The sequence below is a fragment of the Edaphobacter sp. genome (assembly GCF_035763405.1).
Classification (GTDB): Bacteria; Acidobacteriota; Terriglobia; order Terriglobales; family Acidobacteriaceae; genus Edaphobacter.
This window is the reverse complement of record NZ_DASUBE010000088.1, coordinates 19586-37493: the sequence shown is the minus strand read 5'-3', so window position 1 is coordinate 37493 and position 17908 is coordinate 19586. Positions and strand designations below refer to the sequence as shown.

The following is a 17908-nucleotide window of genomic DNA, read 5'->3' as shown; positions in this document are numbered from 1 at the left end:
TTTGAGAGTCGATCCAAATTATGTCAACACGCTGGCTGCGGCCGTGGGCCAGTCGAGCAACGCAGAGAACAAGCTGACGAGCGAGCTTTCGAGCGGGTTGCGCGTTTCAGAGCTTCAGGATGACCCGGTTGCAGCAGCCGAGAGCGCCAGGTTCGCCAGTGCGATTGCGAAGGGCGACACCTACGTGCAGACGGCATCGAGCGAAACGGCGAAGATGCAGGTTGCCGACACGACGCTGGGCGAGGTGGTGACGCAGTTGACGACGGCGCTTTCGCTTGCAGTAAAGGGCAACGACGGGACATTGAATGCGGCTAATCGCGCTTCTGTGGCGCAGCAGTTGACGGGCATTCGGGACCAGGTGCTCTCGCTGGCGAACGCAAGCTATCAGGGCGAGTACCTATTTGGCGGAAGTCAGGGGGCGACACAGCCTTTTACGCTTGACACTTCGACCACGCCTGCCACTGCGACCTACAACGGCGATACGAAGCTGCAATCGATCGAGACGCCGAGCGGGCAGACGATACAGACCAACGTGCCGGGATCTGACCTGTTCGGCGGCGCTACGGGCGCGTTTGCGGCGCTGAACCAGTTGATTGCGGACGTTTCCGGTAGCGCAAGCAGCGCGACGCTGACCGCCGACACGGATGCGCTGAAGGGCGCACTCAGCCAGGTTTCGAGCCAAAGAAGCGTTTTGGACACATCGCTCAGTATGGTGCAGACGACCAGTACGTATTTCCAGACGCAGGTGGTGCAGTTGACTGCGCAGCAGAGCAACCTGGTGGCAGCAGACCCGGCTTCGGTGGCATCGCAGTTGTCGTCTGCTGAGACGCAGCACCAGGCGCTGTTGAGCGTGATGAGCGCGGTGGGGAAGACCGATCTATTTGATTATCTACACTAGACGGAGGGCCAAGGTATCTGACGGTACGCTTTGCAACGTTGCACAATCTAAAGCAAGAATTCAGGGGATGATGAGCGAAGGCCTCGGCGGGGATAGCCGGGGCCTCTTTTTGACCGTCGCGCGCATTGCCACAAAAGCGGAACGAGCGTGAACTTATACTGGTTAGAGGTGCACGTATGCTCGATGGGATCAGGTTTTTGTGGAATGCGACGAAGGGTGAGCGGCTCAGGCCGTGGCGAAGCGCCTATCTGCGGTGGCGGCTGGAGACCTACTCCGGCAAAAAAGCGGAGACGGTGGGGCCGGGGGATTTTTGGGAGTTCTTCTGGAAAGAGAAGAGGCAGTTTTTCCGGTTTCTTCGCTGGACGGGTGAGATGAAGGGGTATGCTGCTTCGGAGAAGCACATGTGAACGAGGACGCAGCAGTTTGGTGGATGATTTGAGACGAGGAGGGGCGATGAGCGAATGGGCAACGTTGAAAGCGGTGGATGGACACGAGTTGGCGGCGTACGTGGCACGTCCGGCGGCCACACCGGTTGGGGCAGTGGTTTTGATTCAGGAGATCTTCGGAGTGAACGCGCATATTCGCGGTGTGGCGGATGGATATGCGAAGGATGGGTTTCTGGTGGTGGCTCCGGCGTTGTTTGACCGCTTCGAGCGCGGGCTGGAGTTGAAGTACGACGGGAACGATTCCAAGCGGGCGTATGAGCTTTATGGACAGCTCAACCCCGAGGTGCAGCTGAAGGACGTTGCCGCGGCGTATGAGCTTGCCAAGCAGGAGACGGGCGACAAGGGGATTGGCGTGGTGGGGTACTGCTATGGCGGGCTGATGAGTTGGATAACGGCGACCCAGGGCGAGAGGCTGAAGATGCAGCCCTCGTGCTGCGTGGCCTACTATCCGGGCGGGATAGGGAAGTATGCAACCGGGGAGCCGAGCTGTCCGGTGATGATTCACATTGGCGCCGAGGACGATCACATCGGGCCAACGCAGGTCGAACCGGTGCGGAAGGCGCATCCTGCCGTGGAAATCTTTGTTTACCCCGGCGCTGGGCACGCCTTCAATCGCCATGCCGACCCGACGAAGTATCGGGCAGAGGCGGCAAAACTGGCACGCGAGCGGACGCTCCGGTTTTTACAGACTCATATTGCGTGAGCAAGACGCAAATGTTTGATTGCTCTGGGAATAATTGGGTTGACCCGTTATTGCCGCCCGTCTGCCGGGGTGCTATCCTAAAGGGAACACTGAGAAGAGTGATTCGACGAGATCAGGAGTAGGAATAGCTGTGCTAGCCCCCGCCAAGAAAACCGACATTATTGCAAAGTTTCGTACGCACGAGTCCGACACCGGAAGTCCGGAGGTGCAGATCGCCATTCTGAGCGAACGCATCGGCGAGTTAACGGAACACTTCAAGGAACACAAGAAGGACCACGGATCGCGCCGCGGACTACTGATGCTTGTCAGCAAGCGTCGGCGTTTGCTCGATTACCTGAAGAAGTGCGACGCTGACCGGTATCGCGAGGTCATCGGAAAACTGGGAATCCGCAAGTAACCCGTACCACTCCGGAGCACCGTTCGTACATGGAAGCACACATGGCCCGTTGTTATTCGGCGGCAAACTTCGCGCAAGGTCTTCAGAGGCCCTGCCGCCGGGGTTGCTGACGATGGCGGGCCACCGGTTTGCCTCCGCGGCTTCGTCCCAGGGTGAACCCATGCCATCAGGAAATTCCAACCAGCGCAGTTTGGCAGCGGCACAATAGCCGCGAAGCCCGACTGCGCTCTTTCGCGCCCGCACAAGGAAGACGCGAGACAAGCTTAGAGACGAAAAAAGAGAAGAGAGACGATATGAAACAGGATGTGACAGTAGAGCTTGCCGGTGGCAGGCAGATTAAGTTTGAGACGGGTCGCGTGGCCAAGCAGGCCTCTGGCGCCGCGCTGGTATCGAGCGGCGATAACGTGGTGTTGTCAACAGCCGTAGCTTCGCCAGAGCCGAAGGAGGGCATCGACTTCTTTCCGCTGACAGTGGAATACCGCGAGTTCACCTACGCGGGAGGCAGGATTCCCGGCGGCTTCATCAAGCGCGAAGGCCGGCCAAGCGAGAAAGAGATTCTGACCAGCCGCCAGATCGACCGCCCCATCCGTCCGTTGTTTCCGGAGGCGTTCCGGAACGAGACACAGGTGGTTGCGTTTGTGTACTCGGCCGACAAGGAAAATGACCCCGATGTGCTGGGCATCAACGGCGCAAGCTGTGCGCTGGCACTAAGCGATATTCCCTTCCACGGACCGGTGGGCGCGGTGCGGATTGGCTTGGTGGACGACCAGTTCATCGTGAACCCGACCTATGCCGAGCGGGCGAAGAGCAAGGTGAACATCATGGTCGTCGGCACGAAGGACGGCATCGTGATGATCGAGTCGGGCGCAAACGAGGTTGCCGAAGAGCGCGTGGTCGATGCGATCGAATTTGCGCATGGTGAGATCAAGAAGATTTGTGCGGCGATTGAGGATTTGGTGAAGCGCGCGGGCAAGACGAAGCGCGCGGTGGTTGCCCCAGAGATTGACCAGGCTTATATGGACGGCCTGAAGGCGAAGATCGGCGACAGGCTGAAGGACGCGCTGGACACGAAGAAGCATCCCAAGTTTGAGAGCTACGCCAAGGTCAAGGAGATCAAGGACGAGCTGAAGAAGGAGCTGCCCGAGGGCGACGCGGACGCGGCAAAGAAGCTCGGCAAATACTACGAGCTGTTGCGTGAGAACATCTTCCGTGAGCAGGTGCTCAATGAACGGATTCGCCCGGACCATCGCGCGTTCGATGAGGTCCGTGCGATCTCGATCGAAGTCGGTGTGCTGCCCCGTGTGCATGGCTCGGCGCTGTTTACGCGCGGTGAGACGCAGGCGCTGGTCTCGGCCACGCTGGGCACGACCGACGACGCGCAGCGGCTCGAAAGCTATGAGGGCGAGCAAAAGCGGCGGTTCATGCTGCACTACAACTTCCCACCGTTCTCGGTGGGCGAGGTGGGCAGGATGACCGGAGTGGGACGGCGCGAGATTGGACACGGCGCGCTGGCGTCGCGGGCGATTGAGGCAGTGCTGCCGGATGAGAGCGAGTCGCCCTATACACTGCGCGTGGTCTCGGACATTCTGGAGTCGAACGGATCGTCGTCGATGGCGACCGTATGCGGCGCGTCGCTTTCGCTGATGCAGGCTGGTATCCCGATCAAGGGATCGGTGGCAGGCGTGGCGATGGGCCTGGTGAAGGAAGGCGACAAGTACGCCGTTCTGACCGACATCGCGGGCGCTGAAGACCACTATGGCGACATGGACTTCAAGGTGGCCGGAACGCGCAACGGCATTACGGCGCTCCAGATGGACATCAAGATCATGGGGATCACGCCGCAGATTATGCGCGAGGCGCTGGAGCAGGCACGTCGCGGCAGGCTCTTCCTGCTGGACAAGATGGATGCGGTCATCGCAGGCGCGAGCCAGGAGAAGTCGAAGTTCGCTCCGCGTATCCACACATTGCAGATTCCGACGGACAAAATTCGCGATCTCATCGGCCCGGGTGGTAAGGTGATTCGCGGCATCATCGACGCGACTGGGGTGAAGATCGATGTGGATGATACGGGCCGGGTCAACGTGGCTTCGAGCGATGCCGAAGGGCTTGCGCGCGCAATCCAGATGATCTCCGACATTACCGCTGTGCCTGAGGTTGGCAAGACGTACCTGGGCAAGGTGGTGCGGTTGGCTGAGTTCGGCGCGTTTGTCGAGATATTCCCCGGAACTGACGGGCTGCTGCACGTCTCCGAGATTGCGGAGCATCGCGTCAAGGAGGTCAAAGATGAGTTGCGAGAGGGCGACCAGATTCTGGTGAAGGTGCTGGCGATTGAAGGCAACCGCATCAAACTGTCGCGCAAGGCTGTGCTGCGCGAACAGCGTGCGAAGCTGGGCCTGCCTGAAGTTGGCCAGACCGCTCCGAACGGAAACGGTGCGGATGCTCCCCAGGCGCATGGCGGAAATGCTGCGATTGTCGATGACATCGACGCGGAAGATGGAGAGGACTTCGACGAAGAAGGTGATGAGTCGGAAGACGAGCCGAACTTCAACCGGGCGGAGGCCCCTGCGGCGGTTGGCGGCCAGGGACAAAATCGTCCCGCAGGCCAGCGGCGCGGAGGACGGCGCCGCCGGGGTGGTCGCAAACCGGGCGGGCCGCAGGGTGGCGGCAACCGGTAAGCTGTTTTGTACCGAAGCATGAAAGACCGCGCACATGCGCGGTCTTTCTGTTCTCAGGATGGTTCCGCGTGCGTGCCGTGATACTTTCCCATCGTCGAATTGCAAGGTACACTGCGAGGGATGGCAGCTTCGATGTACATTGTGGTGGAAGGTGAGGACCCCGGGTTCGACATCTTTGTGAATGGGCGTTCGCTGGCACGGCACGAGGATGCGCTAGAGCGTCTGGCTCTTCGAATGGGAGTCAAGCCGCTGATTGAATTTTTCTCGGCAGACGAGAACTCGATGTCGCTGCTGATTGAAGAGGGCGCGGGCGACCGCGACCTGATCCGCCGGTTGCCTCCGCCCCAATGGTACCCAGCCAGCGACGGACTGAAGACGGTACGGACGCTGGTGGCGGTGCTACAGGACGAGCCGCAGCAGTTGGGGACTGAGGGCGAGCAGGTCGTCTCGGAATTGCTGGAATACGTTGTCGTGCTGGAGAAGGCGCAGGCGAGAAATCTGCGATGGCATCTGGCGGTCAGTTGGCGCTGAGGCAGCCTGCTTGATCGAGTTCAGGCGAGATATTCCTTAAGCCACGGGTCGGTGCTGTGGATAAGCTCCTCCGTTGTGCCGTCGAAGATGATTCTGCCTTCGTTGAGTACCAGGAACTTTGTGCTGTCGTCCACGCCGCCGTTGGCAATGGGCTCTATCTGCCCGGTCTGCTGATTGAAATGGTTGCGCGCAAGCAGAAAGGCATCCTGCAGGCGGTGCGTAATCATCAGCGAGGTGGTGTGGCTGACGTCGCGCTGCTTGACCACAAGCTCGATGATGGTGGTCGAGGTGATGGGGTCGAGTCCGCCGGTGGGCGAGTCGTAAAGAATCAGGTCGGGATTGGAGACGATGGCCCGCGCAATCGAGACACGGCGGCGCATTCCACCGGAGATCTCTGCGGGAAACTTGTCGATGGCCTGCTCCAACTCGACAAACTTCAGCGCCTCAACGACGCGCGCATGGGCTTCGGCCTCGGGTACATGCTCTTCGTGCAGGCGATAGGCCACGTTGTCTTCGACAGAGAGCGAGTCGAAGAGCGCCGATTCCTGAAAGACCATGCCGATGCGTGCACGCAGCGTGAACAGATCTGCCTCGCGCATCGTGCTCACTTCTTTGCCGAAGACGCGGATAGAGCCGGAGTCGGGCCGAAGGAGGCCATTGGTAAGCTTCATCAAAACCGACTTGCCGCCGCCGGCAGGGCCCAGGATAATGCGCGTCTCGCCGCGCTCGACGGAAAAGGAGACATCTTCGAGGACAGGCTTTTCATCGAACGCGATGGAGACATTCTCGAAGACGACGACCGGTCCCGTTGTGGGAGCGGTGTTTGGCGTCATGGCAGCGATAGCTATTTCTGAGGGCATAGGCGGGCTACCTGCCGAATATCCCGATCATCGCGCGGCTGACGATGAAGTCCACGATAATGATGAAGACCGACGCGACGACGACGGCCTGTGTGGTGGCCTTGCCGACGCCCTGTGTGCCGCCCTTGGTCTTCATGCCGAAGTAGCAGCCGACGGTGGCGATGATGAAGCCGGAGAAGAGCGGCTTGGTGAGTCCCTGCACAATGTCGCCATAGACGAGGGCGCGGTAGGAGTTGTGGAAATACGTCGATGCATTCAAGCCGAGCAGGGCCACGGCCACGAGAGCGCCGCCTGCAATCCCAACTGCATCCGCAACGATGGTGAGGAAGAACAGCATGAAGACCGAAGCATAGAGGCGGGGCGTGACCAGCTTGCGCACCGGGTCGGTTCCCAGGGCGCGCATGGCGTCGAGCTGCTCGGTAACTTTCATCGAGCCGATCTCAGAGGCCATGCCGGAGGCGTTGCGCCCGGAGACCATCAGGCCGGTGAGCACAGGGCCAAGCTCCTTCACCATGGAGAGTGCAACCAGGTTGCCTGTAAGGCTGACGGAGCCGAACTCCTGCAACGAGGTGGCGGATTGGAGTGCAAGCACGCAGCCCGTGAAGAACCCGGTAAGCACGACGATGGGCATGGAGCCGACACCGATCGAGTCCATCTGGGTGAAGATGTCGGCCCAGTATCGCGGCCCCGAGAAGATGTTGATGACAGCGTGCCAGGACAGGAGAGCATAGTCCTGAATGGCCGCAATCTTTTCCTTGGCGTAGACCTCTGGAGAGACGAAGGGCATGGGTATCAGGCTCACTTTATCAGATGCGGCAGCCGGGGCGAAGGCTGAGCAAAGTTTAGGGAATGATTACAGTTAGCTGGAGATGCGGAGGCACCCGCCGGAATGAGAAGATAGATAGGATGACGCGAACGATGACAGCGGCGGTCCTGTATGGTAAAGAGGACCTGCGACTGGAGCAGGTGGAGGTGCCGCGCCCAGCGGAGGGTGAGCTTCTGGTCCGTGTGGAGGCGGCGCTGACCTGCGGCACCGACCTGAAGGTTTACCGCCGGGGCTACCATGCCATGATGCTGACACCTCCGATCCCGTTTGGGCATGAGCTGGCGGGTGTGGTGGCAGAGGTCGGGGCCGGTGTTACCTCGTTTCGTGAGGGAGACCGGGTCGTGGCGCTGAACTCCGCGCCGTGCGATGCCTGCTTCTTCTGCCTGCATGGGCAGCAGAACCTTTGTGAAGATTTGCTGTTCAACAACGGCAGCTATGCTGAATTTATTCGCATTCCCGCAAGGATTGTTGAGAAGAACACGCTGCTGATCCCTGACGGTGTCCCGTTTGAACATGCCGCCCTGACGGAGCCGCTGGCCTGCGTGGTTCGCGGGCTGGAGGAGACTAGCTCGAAGGCAGGGGACACGATGGTTGTCATCGGAGCGGGACCGATTGGGTTGATGTTCATGCATGTGGCCGAGCTTGCCGGAGCGAACGTGATCGGGGTCGTCAAGCGCGAAGACCAGATCGCTGCGGCGAAGCTGTTTGGTGCGACCGAGGTCGTACAGATTGGCGCAGTGGAGGATGTGGTTGCCGCGACACGTGCCTTGACGCCGGGAGGCCGTGGTGCGGATATCGTGATTGAAGCCGTGGCGACGCCCACAACATGGGAGTGGGCAGTCGATATGGTTCGCAAGGGAGGAGTCGTGAACTTCTTCGGCGGTCCGCCCAGCGGGACAAAAGTGACGCTCGATACGAACCGCCTGCACTATGGGGACATCACGCTGAAGGCCAGCTTTCATCACACGCCGGCGACCTGCCGCACTGCTTTTGGACTAGTGACGAGCGGGCGCTTCAAATGCGCCGAATACATTACGGGAAGAGTTGGGCTGGAAGAAGTCCCTGCCGTGTTTGCGCGCATGATGACGAGGAATGGCGGATCGCGCGAGATCAAGACTGCGGTGTTTCCGGGCGGGGTGCCTCGATGAGCGACACGAGTGTGGCACAACATACGCTTCTGGGCGCGCCGACGGAGTATCTGACTCCGCTTGAACGGACGTCGCTTGCGGAGGCGCAGGCGTGGTGCCGCGATCTGGCGTCGTCGCACTATGAGAACTTTCACGTGGCGACATTTTTTCTGCCCCGCAAAGTACGACCTCACTTTGAGAGCGTCTATGCCTACTGCCGCGTGGCCGACGATCTGGGCGACGAGGTTGCCGATCCGTCCGTTGCCATGCGCCTGCTCGATGAGTGGGGCTCAATGCTGGATGAATGCTACGATACGCCGGAGCGGTCGATGCATCCAGTGTTCGTTGCCCTGCATCAGACGCTACGGCAGTGCGAGCTTCCGCGTCAGATGTTTCACGACCTGCTCCACGCCTTTCGCATGGACCAGGTGAAGACGGAGTACAATACCTGGGAAGAACTGCTGGAGTACTCGCACTATTCGGCCAATCCTGTAGGGCGTCTTGTGCTCTGGATATGCGGCTACCGGGATGAGGCGCGTGCGCTGCTCTCCGACAAGGTCTGCACGGCGCTGCAACTGGCGAATTTCTGGCAGGACGTTGTGGAAGATGCAGAGCGCGGGCGGCGCTATCTTCCCGCTGAATCGATCGCGGCCTTTGGCGTGGATGAAGGACAGATACTGGGCCGGGTCTTTACGCCGGAGTTCGCGGCCATGGTCGAAGACCTCGTGGTGCGCACGCGAGCCATGCTACAGGAAGGAAGCGCGATTACCTGGCAGGTGGACCGGGAGCTGCAGGTGACGCTGGACCTGTTCTCCAAGGGCGGCGGAGCCATTCTGGACGGTATTGCGGCGCAAAACTTTGATGTGCTGCGCGGAAGGCCGGTCGTCTCGAAGACGAAGAAACTCAGTCTACTGGCGGCCGCGCTTGTGGGCAGAATGCGAGTGGGGAAAGCACGTTGACCGTCACCGCAGCTTATTCTGTTTGCCGCACTATCGCTAAGCGGGAGGCAAAGAACTTCTACTACGCCTTTCGCGTGCTGCCGAAGCGCAAGAGCGATGCGATGTGCGCGGTCTATGCGTTCATGCGCCGCGCCGACGATATTGCCGACGATGAATCCATGACGATCGACGAGCGCAGGGAAGTGATGCGGCGGTGGCTGGAGGACTGGCGGGCCGCACGGCAGAGCGGGGCCTCCAGCGATCCTGTATTCATCGCACTCAACGATACGCAGAAGGCGTTTGGGATTCCCGATAAGCTGCTCGAAGATCTGGTGAAGGGGACCACCATGGACCTGGAGCCTTCTTTTGCTCCTGAAGGTGGGGTCCAGACCTACGCCAACTTCGACGAGCTGTATCGCTACTGCTATCTTGTGGCCTCGGTGGTGGGGTTGGTATGCATCCGGATCTTCGGCTATAGCGATGCGCGAGCGGAGAGGTTTGCCGAAGAGACCGGCATCGCATTTCAGCTCACCAACATTCTCCGCGACGTGAAGGAGGATGTGGAGCGCGGTCGCATCTATCTGCCGCTGGACATGATCGCTCAGCATGGGGTGAGTGTGGAGCGTGTTCGGGAGCTTGCCGCCGGAGCGACGCTTGAAGCGAATGAGCGCGAGATGCTGGGCGCGCTGGCCGCGAAGGCACAGGACTATTATGTTTCGGCGAATGAACTGCTGCCCTTGATCGACGCCGATAGCCGCGCGGCGCTCTGGGTGCTGGTCATGATTTACTACGACCTGCTTACCAGGATTCGCGCGCGCAAGTACGACGTATTTTCGTCGCGAGTGCGTGTGCCGACGGCGGGCAAGCTCGTGCTTCTGGCGCGCGGGGCGCTGATGGCGTTACGGAACAGGCGGCAAGCATGACCTCCGCAGAGCATTCAGACGTTGTTGTGGCAGGGGCAGGGGCATCTGGCCTTGCCGCTGCTGTTGCTCTCGCTGAAGCCGGCGCCAAGGTCATTCTGCTGGAACGCCGTCCTTATATCGGCGGGCGAGCTTACTCCTACGATCACCCCGCGCTCGAAGAGACTGTCGATTCGCAGCATGTCGTCCTTGGCTGCTGTACGAACATCCTCGATCTCTGCCAGCGGGCGGGCATGGTGGACGCAATTCGGTGGTATGACGAGCTGACGTTTCTGGAGCCGAACGGGCGGCGTAGCCTGATGCGTTCCGGACGCCTGCCGGCACCTGCTCATCAGGCGATGAGTTTTCTGCGCGCTCCGATGCTGAACATGCGCGATAAAGCAGCGATTGCCAGGGGGATGGCGCATTTTCTACGCGGCTATCCGACGACCGATGACGAGAGCTTTGCGGTCTGGTTGAAGCAGACCGGCCAGACCGAGCGCGCGATTCGTCACTTCTGGGAGCCGGTGGTCGTCGGCGCTCTGAACGACGGATTCGAGCGTTGTTCGGTGAAGTATGCGGGGAAGGTCTTTCACGAATCATTTCTACGCTCGTCTGAGGCGGGGTTGCTTGGAATTCCCGCCGCCCCGCTCAGTGATTTTTTTGCGCCCATTGCGCAGATGGCGGAGCGCCTTGGTGTGAGGGTGAAGTTAAAGACAGGTGTGGAGCGCATCGAGCAGGGAACCGACGGCCGATGGAGTATCTTCTCCGGTGGGGAGCGGTTCACGGCAGGTTCCGTAGTGCTGGCCACCGACTTCAAGCAGACACGCGCGCTGCTCGCCCGTTTGCCGAATCACACGGCAGAAGCGGAGGCTTTGTCCAACAGCTTTGACCGCTTCATTGCCGCACCTATCACAACGATTCATCTCTGGTACGACCGCGACGTGACGGATCTGGATCATGCTGTTCTGCTGGACACACGCATCCAGTGGATGTTTGGCAAATCGCGCATTCGCCGCTGGCCTGCTGCGCGCGGGAGCTACCTTGAGCTGGTCATCAGCGCATCTTGGCCCGAGTTGGAGATGGGCCGCGAGGAGATTCTTGCTTCTGCGTTGCGTGAGACTGAATTGTTTTTCCCCGCGATCAGACACGCAACGCTAATGAAGAGCGGCGTGTTGAAGGAAGCGCGTGCGACGTTTTCTGTCACTCCGGGCCTGGACCGTTTTCGCCCCGAGCAAACGACTGCATGGCCGGGTGTCTACCTCGCAGGCGATTGGACCAGAACCGAGTGGCCCTCGACGATGGAGGGCGCGGTCCGCAGCGGGAGACTTGCGGCGGGCGCAGTCGTAAACGATCCCCGGCGATTTATGGCGAAGGAGACACCTGCCAGTGGCATGATGCGCTGGCTGAGCCGCGCCTTCAGATAGCACCCGTCCGCAGCCCGCCTTAGACGGAGAGCAGGCCGAAAAAGTTTACACGGCCCGCAACTAAGGCGAAGGCCGCGTGTTCTACCCGATGATTGAACGACCGAACCGTCGTCGAGAGAGTCGCGGAAGCTCATCATGCTATAGCTGTGGCCGGAGGCTAACCGTGCCAGTACGCAGACTTAATGCGCCAGTGCCCTCGCTGTGTCTTGTGTCGCCAGACGGACTGAGAACTGCGGGTCTCGGACTACTGGCCTGTTGTCTTTTCTACGTTGCCGGTTGCGGTGGATCTGGCGGTTCGGGCTCCGGCAGCTCCAACCCGCAGGTCACAATCAGCGGCGCGAGCCAAGCCAGGATCGGCAGCACAACTCAATTTGCCGCAACTATTACCGGTACAACGGATACCGGCGTGCTCTGGCAGGTGAATGGCGTCACGGGTGGAGCCTCCGCAACAGGATCAATCTCCACGACGGGTCTGTACACTCCGCCGTCGAGCATTCCTTCGCCGAACACGGTGACCATCTCGGCGATCACACTGGCTGCACCGGCGGCGACAGCCTCTTTGACCGAGACGATTCTCAACCCGCTGCCGGTCGTCAGCGCGGCAACTGCATTGCCGCTCGGCACCAACTACGTCATCGATGCCACCGGCACAGGCTTTGTGTCCGGATCGCAGCTTCAGGTTGCTGGCGCTAATGTCACGACGACGTTCGTCTCAGCCATCGAGTTGAGCGGAGCCGTTACGGTCCCTTCCGGTGTCTCCAGTGTTGCCGTGGCGGTGACGAATCCGAATCCCGGCGGCACCACTTCATCCGTTGTGAATGCGGCGGTGCAGCCGCCGAAAGCGACCCTGACCGCCGCGGCAAGGCTGCTCGATCAGGCTACTTTTGGGCCTACTCTGGCCGACATTGAGCATGTGCAGAGCGTGGGGCTCGACGCTTACATCACGGAGCAGTTCAATGTTCAGACGACGAAGCTTCCCGATATCCCCGCCAATCCTCTGCCTACGGTTTGCCTTAGCGCGAATAACGCGGCGGTCTGCGCGGAGTCGGAGTGGTGGCAGGTGGCAGTGACCGCTCCCGACCAGCTTCGCCAGCGAGTGGCTCTGGCTCTGAGCGAGATATTCGTGATCTCAACCGACACCGATAGCGGGCAGGCGATTACACCCTATCACAACATGCTCGCCAACGATGCGTTCACAAACTACGCGACGATTATGAAGGACGTAACGCTGTCACCGGGGATGGGCGTTTATCTCAATATGGTGAACAGTGCCAAACCTTCCAATCCATCGCAGATTGCCAACGAGAACTATGCGCGCGAGCTGATGCAGCTCTTCAGCACAGGGTTGGCGTTGCTTAATCAGGATGGCACTCTGCTACCTGATCCGAGCGGCAATCCGCAGCCTGTGTATACGCAGGCGCAGGTGCAGGCATTTGCGCGTGCGTATACGGGGTGGACCTTCGCTAACGCATCCGGTGGCACGGTGACGAAGTTCCCCAACAGCGTCTACTACTTCGCGCCCATGGCCCCGTATGAAAACGCGCACGACACGACAGCCAAGACGTTGTTGAATGGAACCACGCTGCCCGCAGGTCAGTCGGCAGAGCAGGACCTGGATGGTGCGCTCTCCAACATCTTCAATCATCCGAATGTTGCTCCATTTGTCTGTCGCCAGTTAATTCAGCACCTCGTTGCCAGCAATCCCAGTCCTGCGTATGTGGGCCGCGTGGCCGCAGTCTTCAACGACAACGGCAGCGGAGTACGCGGAGACATGAAGGCCGTGATTCGCGCCATCCTCGAAGACCCGGATGCACGCGCGGGCGACACCAGTCCGAACTTCGACGGCGGCCATCTGCGCGAGCCGATGCTTTGGATTACTGACCTGGTGCGTGGCCTGGGGACGGTCAACACCGATTCCAACAGTTCGTACTTTTCGCTGTCGAATTATTCGAATACTTTGGGAGAGCGCCCCTACCGTTCGCCCAGCGTCTTCAACTTCTTTCCGCCGAGCTACGTCATTCCCGGAACAACTGCAAATGCTCCTGAATTTGGATTGGAGAATACCGCTTCGGCAATTCTGCGTCTTTCGCTTGCAGATTCCTTCGTTGCGAACAAGATCAGCGGCTTCAAGACGGACCTGAGTGCAACCAGCCCGCTAGGCAAGCTGGCAAGCAGCCCCGGGAACCTTGTGGACACGCTGGGGATGATCTTTCTGCACGGGCAGATGTCTTCTCAGATGCGGACAGCAATCGTGAATGAAGTTTCCACGTTGACTGATCCGGCGCAACGGGTGCGCGTAGCAACGTACCTGGTGGTTACATCTTCGATCTACAAAGTTGAACATTAGCGGCAAAGACGGGGGTAGGTATGGCCGTGAATCGTCGAAGTTTTATTCGATATGCATCGCTGGCGGCTGCGGGCAATGCGTTTGGGTTGCGGCCGTTTGGCGCGCTAAATGCTCTGGCGCAGAGCGCGACTGATTACAAGGCCCTGGTCTGCGTATTTCTCTATGGCGGCAATGATGCCAACAACACGTTGATTCCTTTCGACACGGCAGGCTATGCAAACTACGCCGCCATTCGAGGGCCGCTTGTGCTGCCGCAGAATACGCTGCTGCCGTTGACTCCTCTGCCCAACTTCGCGCTCAATCCAAACCTGCCCGATGTGCAGTCCCTGTTCAATAGCGGCACGGTGGCGATTGTAGCCAATGTAGGCACGCTGGTAGAGCCGACAACGCGCGCGCAGTATCTTGCCGGACAGACCGTGCCCATCAACCTGTTCTCTCATGCCGACCAGCAGCTTGAGTGGCAGAACGCGGCCCAGAGTTCAGCGACACCAACCGGTTGGGCCGGACGCATTGCCGATACCCTCTCTGCCAACTACAACGCGAACGCGTCAATCCCAATGATTACGTCCGTTGCCGGCGATACGCTGTTCTGCAATGGTGTGGACACGACGCCTGTGTCGGTCAGCCCGGGAAATCTGGGTGGAGCGAGTTGCTCCGAGGGCGCAGCCTGCGCTTCGCGCCTGGAGACGGCGCAGGCATTGCTCAGCTTCAGCTCTGGTCTCACGCTAGTGCAGGCGGACAACAACATCACGTCAAATGCATACAGCTATGCGAAGACACTGATGGATGCGGTGCAGTCGATTGCGCCGCTCCAAACCATATTCCCCTCGAATAACGGGCTCGCAGCGCAGTTTAAGCAGATCGCGCAAATCATTCAGGTGCGATCTGCACTCGGAGTGCAGCGCCAGATATTCTTCGCCGGTCTCGGCAACTTCGACACGCACGCCGGACAGGTAACGCTGCAAGGCAAGCTGCTCGCTCAGGTCAGCCCCGCGCTCGCTGCGTTCTATCAAGCGACGCAAGAGTTGAATGTTGCAAGCAACGTCACGACATTCACCATGTCGGATTTCAGCCGCGCCTTCCAGCCGAACTCTCTGCTGGGTAGCGATCACGCCTGGGGCAGCCACCACTTCGTGATGGGCGGCGCGGTCAAGGGCGGGAAGATGTACGGTACTTTCCCAACAATCGCGCTGGGCGGTCCTGACGACTCCGGATCCAACGGACGCTGGGTGCCCTCTACCGGAGCGGTCCAATACGCGGCGACGCTGGCGCAGTGGTTCGGCGTCAGCACGGCACAGCTACCGCTCGTCTTCCCGACGATTGCGAATTTCCCGACGAACAATTTGGGGTTCGTATAACCGGCTACTTGGCCAGCAGCACAACGCCGATGCAGACGAACAGCACCGCAAGCCAGCGTCGGCGGTCCACATTTTCCTTCAGGAACATCTTTGCGGCGACAGCGTTGCCGACATAGGTCAGCGAAGCGGTAGCAGGTGCGGCGAGCGAGAGATCGACGACGCTCAACGTGAACAGCAGCGCGAAGAAGTTGAGCGCCATGCAGGATGCTCCAACCAGAAAGAGCGGGCTGGAGAGGACTGCGCGGATGGGTCCGAAGTATCCCCTGAGGCCGATGCCTGTGCGGAGATGGTCGAGGTCGCCCAGGCGGCGCATGGCCGCGGCAATCAGGACTTCGCCAGTAATGGCGAGCGCGGCGACGCCGAGGATGCAGTTCCACGTACGCAGAAGGTGATTGGTGTGCATCAGCGCCCAGCCCCCGAGTCCATCACGTCGAGTTCGTGGTGCACGGGCTCATGGTCGGTGCGTGAGGGTCCGCCTGCGACGAAGCCCACGGCGCATACGATGAGCAGGATGCCGGCCCAGCGATAAATGGAAAGATGCTCGTGCAGCCAGAAGCGGCTGAGCAGCGCAACGACTACATAACCGAAGGCAGTCGCGGGCATCACGAACGTGAGGTCGGCCCAACTGAGAGCTGTCATGTAGCTCGCAAAAAATCCAATGAGCAGAACGATGCCTGCGATGATGTAAGGATTGGCAAGCGCGTGAAAGAGCAGGCCGAGATGGTGCAGGTCGACTGGGCCAACCTGGCTCATGCCATGCGAGAGCAATGTATCACCCACCGATGCGGTCAGCATGACGGCGACAAGAATAGCGTATTGAGAGGGCTCGAGTTTGTGCTTCATGGCCGCGGAAATTTCTCAATGAAACGAAAGCGGCCAGCATGATGCGACATGCTGACCGCTTCGGGCTGGGTGTGCCTTATGCACCCACAGTAGATTCCTGCCGCTTGAGCGCGTTCTCCTCCGCCTTGGCGCGCGCGGCCTTGTTGCGCTGCGCACGGAGCTTCATGAAGCTCTTCGCCTCAACGTAAAGGCGCGGGATGTCGCGATTGACGATGGCCTTCCAGACGACCCTGAACGCCGCCTTCGGGCGGAAGTAGTATTCGTCGTAGAACTTGTGCACCATCTCCATAACGTACTCGGTGGGCAGGCCGGGGTACTCGATGTGCGCCATCTGATGTCCGCCGCCGTCTTCCATCTTCTCGTTGGTGATGAAGCCGCCCTTCTTTGCGAAGTCGTAGAACTCCGTGCCCGGGTAGGCGTGGGCCACCGAGACCTGGATCGTCTCGCAGTCCAGCGACTTGGCGAAGTTGATCGTGTTGCGGATCGACTCCTTCGTCTCGCCCGGCAGGCCGAGGATGAAGTCAGCGTGGATCACGAGCCCGAGATCGTGGCAGTCCTTGACGAAGTCGCGTGCGCGCTCGACGGTCGCACCCTTCTTGATGTTCTTGAGTATCTGCGGGTCGCCGGATTCGAAGCCGACGATGAGCAGACGGCATCCCGCGTCCTTCATGGCCTTCAGGGTATCGCGGTCGGTGGTAACGCGCGACGTGCAGGACCATGTGATGCCGAGAGGTTTTAACTTCTCGCACAGTTCAATGGTGCGCGCCTTCTGGATGTTGAACGTATCGTCGTCGAAGAAGAACTCTTTGACGTAGGGAAAGTTCTGCTTGGCCCATGCCATCTCGGCCGCCACGTCGTCAGTGGAGCGTTTGCGCCATGCGTGGCCCGAGAGCGTCTGCGGCCACAGGCAGAACGTGCACTGTGCCGGGCAGCCGCGCGTCGAGTAAAGCGAAATGTACGGATGCAGCAGGAACGGCACGTTGTATTTGGTGACGTCCATGTCGCGCGCATAAATCTTTGTCGCCCATGGCATCGCATCCAGGTCTTCCACCTGCGGGCGGTCGGGGTTGTGCTGGATAACGCCGTTCGCATCTTTATAGCTAATGCCGAGAATCTCGTTCAGAGGCTTGCCGTTGGCATACTCGACGACCGAGAAGTCAAACTCACGCCGGCAGACAAAGTCGATAACCTCGCACTCGTTGAGCGCGCGATCGGGATCGGTCGTGACCGGCGGTCCAACGAACGCAATCTTGATGGACGGATTTGCGTTTTTGATGGCTCGCGCCAGAGCGTGATCGCCGCTCCAGCCAACGGTCGAGGTAAAGAGCACGAGGAAGTCGTAACCCTTGGCGATCTCGATGGTCTCATCGGCGGAGATATGGTGTGGGGGCGCGTCCAGCAGGCGCGAGCCTTCAAGCATTCCAGCAGGATAGGCCAGCCAGACCGGGTACCAGTAGGACTCAATCTCGCGCGTTGCGGGCCAGCGGGAACTGGCGCCGCCGTCAAAGTTCTCAAACGAAGGCGGGTTAAGGAACAGTGTTTTCAGGGGCATGATATAGGTTCAATTTTATCATTCAGAGGTGCTTGCCCGGTGGCTTTTCTGCGGGTTCCGCTCATGGTTCGGCGTCGTCCA

At 59.9% G+C, this 17908-nt stretch carries 17 protein-coding genes; 12 read left to right on the top strand and 5 right to left on the bottom strand.

The features are described 5' to 3' along the window. The first annotated feature begins 1 nt into the window (after nt 1). The 6 genes from flgL (at nt 2) to VFU66_RS09145 (ending at nt 5650) form a co-directional block, all read left to right on the top strand. Nucleotides 2-898 carry a flagellar hook-associated protein FlgL gene (gene flgL / locus VFU66_RS09170; RefSeq protein ID WP_326445939.1) on the top strand — a complete coding sequence of 299 codons (897 nt, stop codon included), beginning with the start codon at nt 2-4 and terminating at the stop codon, nt 896-898. 176 nt (nt 899-1074) lie between these two features. Then, nucleotides 1075-1305: a hypothetical protein gene (locus tag VFU66_RS09165; RefSeq protein ID WP_326445938.1), complete on the top strand. Its 231-nt coding sequence runs from the start codon at nt 1075-1077 to the stop codon at nt 1303-1305. A 46-nt stretch (nt 1306-1351) separates the two neighbouring features. Continuing rightward, nucleotides 1352-2047 (top strand): dienelactone hydrolase family protein, encoded by a 696-nt coding sequence (locus tag VFU66_RS09160; RefSeq protein ID WP_326445937.1) that lies wholly within the window; start codon nt 1352-1354, stop codon nt 2045-2047. 130 nt (nt 2048-2177) lie between these two features. Then, the gene (gene rpsO, locus VFU66_RS09155) at nt 2178-2444 is read left to right on the top strand and encodes a 30S ribosomal protein S15 (protein ID WP_326445936.1); all 267 of its coding nucleotides are present in this window, start codon (nt 2178-2180) and stop codon (nt 2442-2444) included. 293 nt (nt 2445-2737) lie between these two features. Next, on the top strand, nt 2738-5119 hold the full coding sequence (gene pnp / locus VFU66_RS09150; protein WP_326445935.1) for a polyribonucleotide nucleotidyltransferase: 2382 nt from the start codon (nt 2738-2740) through the stop codon (nt 5117-5119). 120 nt (nt 5120-5239) lie between these two features. Further along, entirely contained in the window at nt 5240-5650 is a 411-nt protein-coding gene (locus VFU66_RS09145; RefSeq protein WP_326445934.1) for a hypothetical protein, read from the top strand. A 20-nt stretch (nt 5651-5670) separates the two neighbouring features. Here VFU66_RS09145 and VFU66_RS09140 read toward each other — a convergent pair whose 3' ends face one another. Together VFU66_RS09140 and VFU66_RS09135 are read right to left on the bottom strand one after the other, a co-directional pair. Next, nucleotides 5671-6510, bottom strand: a complete 840-nt coding sequence (locus VFU66_RS09140) for an ABC transporter ATP-binding protein (protein ID WP_326445933.1) — start codon at nt 6508-6510, stop codon at nt 5671-5673. Nucleotides 6511-6517: 7 nt separating this feature from the next. After that, the gene (locus tag VFU66_RS09135; protein ID WP_326445932.1) at nt 6518-7297 is read right to left on the bottom strand and encodes an MlaE family ABC transporter permease; all 780 of its coding nucleotides are present in this window, start codon (nt 7295-7297) and stop codon (nt 6518-6520) included. Nucleotides 7298-7416: 119 nt separating this feature from the next. On the opposite strand from VFU66_RS09135, the gene VFU66_RS09130 reads away from it, so the two are divergent. The 6 genes from VFU66_RS09130 (at nt 7417) to VFU66_RS09105 (ending at nt 15432) form a co-directional block, all read left to right on the top strand. Further along, entirely contained in the window at nt 7417-8484 is a 1068-nt protein-coding gene (locus VFU66_RS09130; protein ID WP_326445931.1) for a zinc-dependent alcohol dehydrogenase, read from the top strand. Beyond that, nucleotides 8481-9422, top strand: a complete 942-nt coding sequence (gene hpnC / locus VFU66_RS09125) for a squalene synthase HpnC (RefSeq protein ID WP_326445930.1) — start codon at nt 8481-8483, stop codon at nt 9420-9422. Before VFU66_RS09130 ends, hpnC begins: the two co-directional genes overlap by 4 nt. Beyond that, complete coding sequence (locus tag VFU66_RS09120; RefSeq protein ID WP_326445929.1) at nt 9419-10324, top strand: phytoene/squalene synthase family protein; 906 nt, start codon at nt 9419-9421, stop codon at nt 10322-10324. Before hpnC ends, VFU66_RS09120 begins: the two co-directional genes overlap by 4 nt. After that, nucleotides 10321-11727, top strand: a complete 1407-nt coding sequence (hpnE, locus tag VFU66_RS09115) for a hydroxysqualene dehydroxylase HpnE (protein WP_326445928.1) — start codon at nt 10321-10323, stop codon at nt 11725-11727. Before VFU66_RS09120 ends, hpnE begins: the two co-directional genes overlap by 4 nt. A gap of 406 nt (nt 11728-12133) precedes the next feature. Then, nucleotides 12134-14074, top strand: coding sequence for a DUF1800 domain-containing protein (locus VFU66_RS09110; protein ID WP_326445927.1), 1941 nt, complete (start codon nt 12134-12136; stop codon nt 14072-14074). Nucleotides 14075-14094: 20 nt separating this feature from the next. Further along, complete coding sequence (locus tag VFU66_RS09105; RefSeq protein WP_326445926.1) at nt 14095-15432, top strand: DUF1501 domain-containing protein; 1338 nt, start codon at nt 14095-14097, stop codon at nt 15430-15432. 4 nt (nt 15433-15436) lie between these two features. Here the strand turns inward: VFU66_RS09105 and VFU66_RS09100 are convergent, their stop codons facing one another. From VFU66_RS09100 to hpnJ, 3 genes are all read right to left on the bottom strand, one after another. Next, entirely contained in the window at nt 15437-15835 is a 399-nt protein-coding gene (locus VFU66_RS09100; RefSeq protein ID WP_326445925.1) for a hypothetical protein, read from the bottom strand. Beyond that, nucleotides 15835-16275, bottom strand: coding sequence for an EamA family transporter (locus VFU66_RS09095; RefSeq protein ID WP_326445924.1), 441 nt, complete (start codon nt 16273-16275; stop codon nt 15835-15837). Before VFU66_RS09095 ends, VFU66_RS09100 begins: the two co-directional genes overlap by 1 nt. 76 nt (nt 16276-16351) lie before the next feature. After that, complete coding sequence (gene hpnJ / locus VFU66_RS09090; protein WP_326445923.1) at nt 16352-17827, bottom strand: hopanoid biosynthesis associated radical SAM protein HpnJ; 1476 nt, start codon at nt 17825-17827, stop codon at nt 16352-16354. Between the last annotated feature and the right edge of the window lie 81 nt (nt 17828-17908).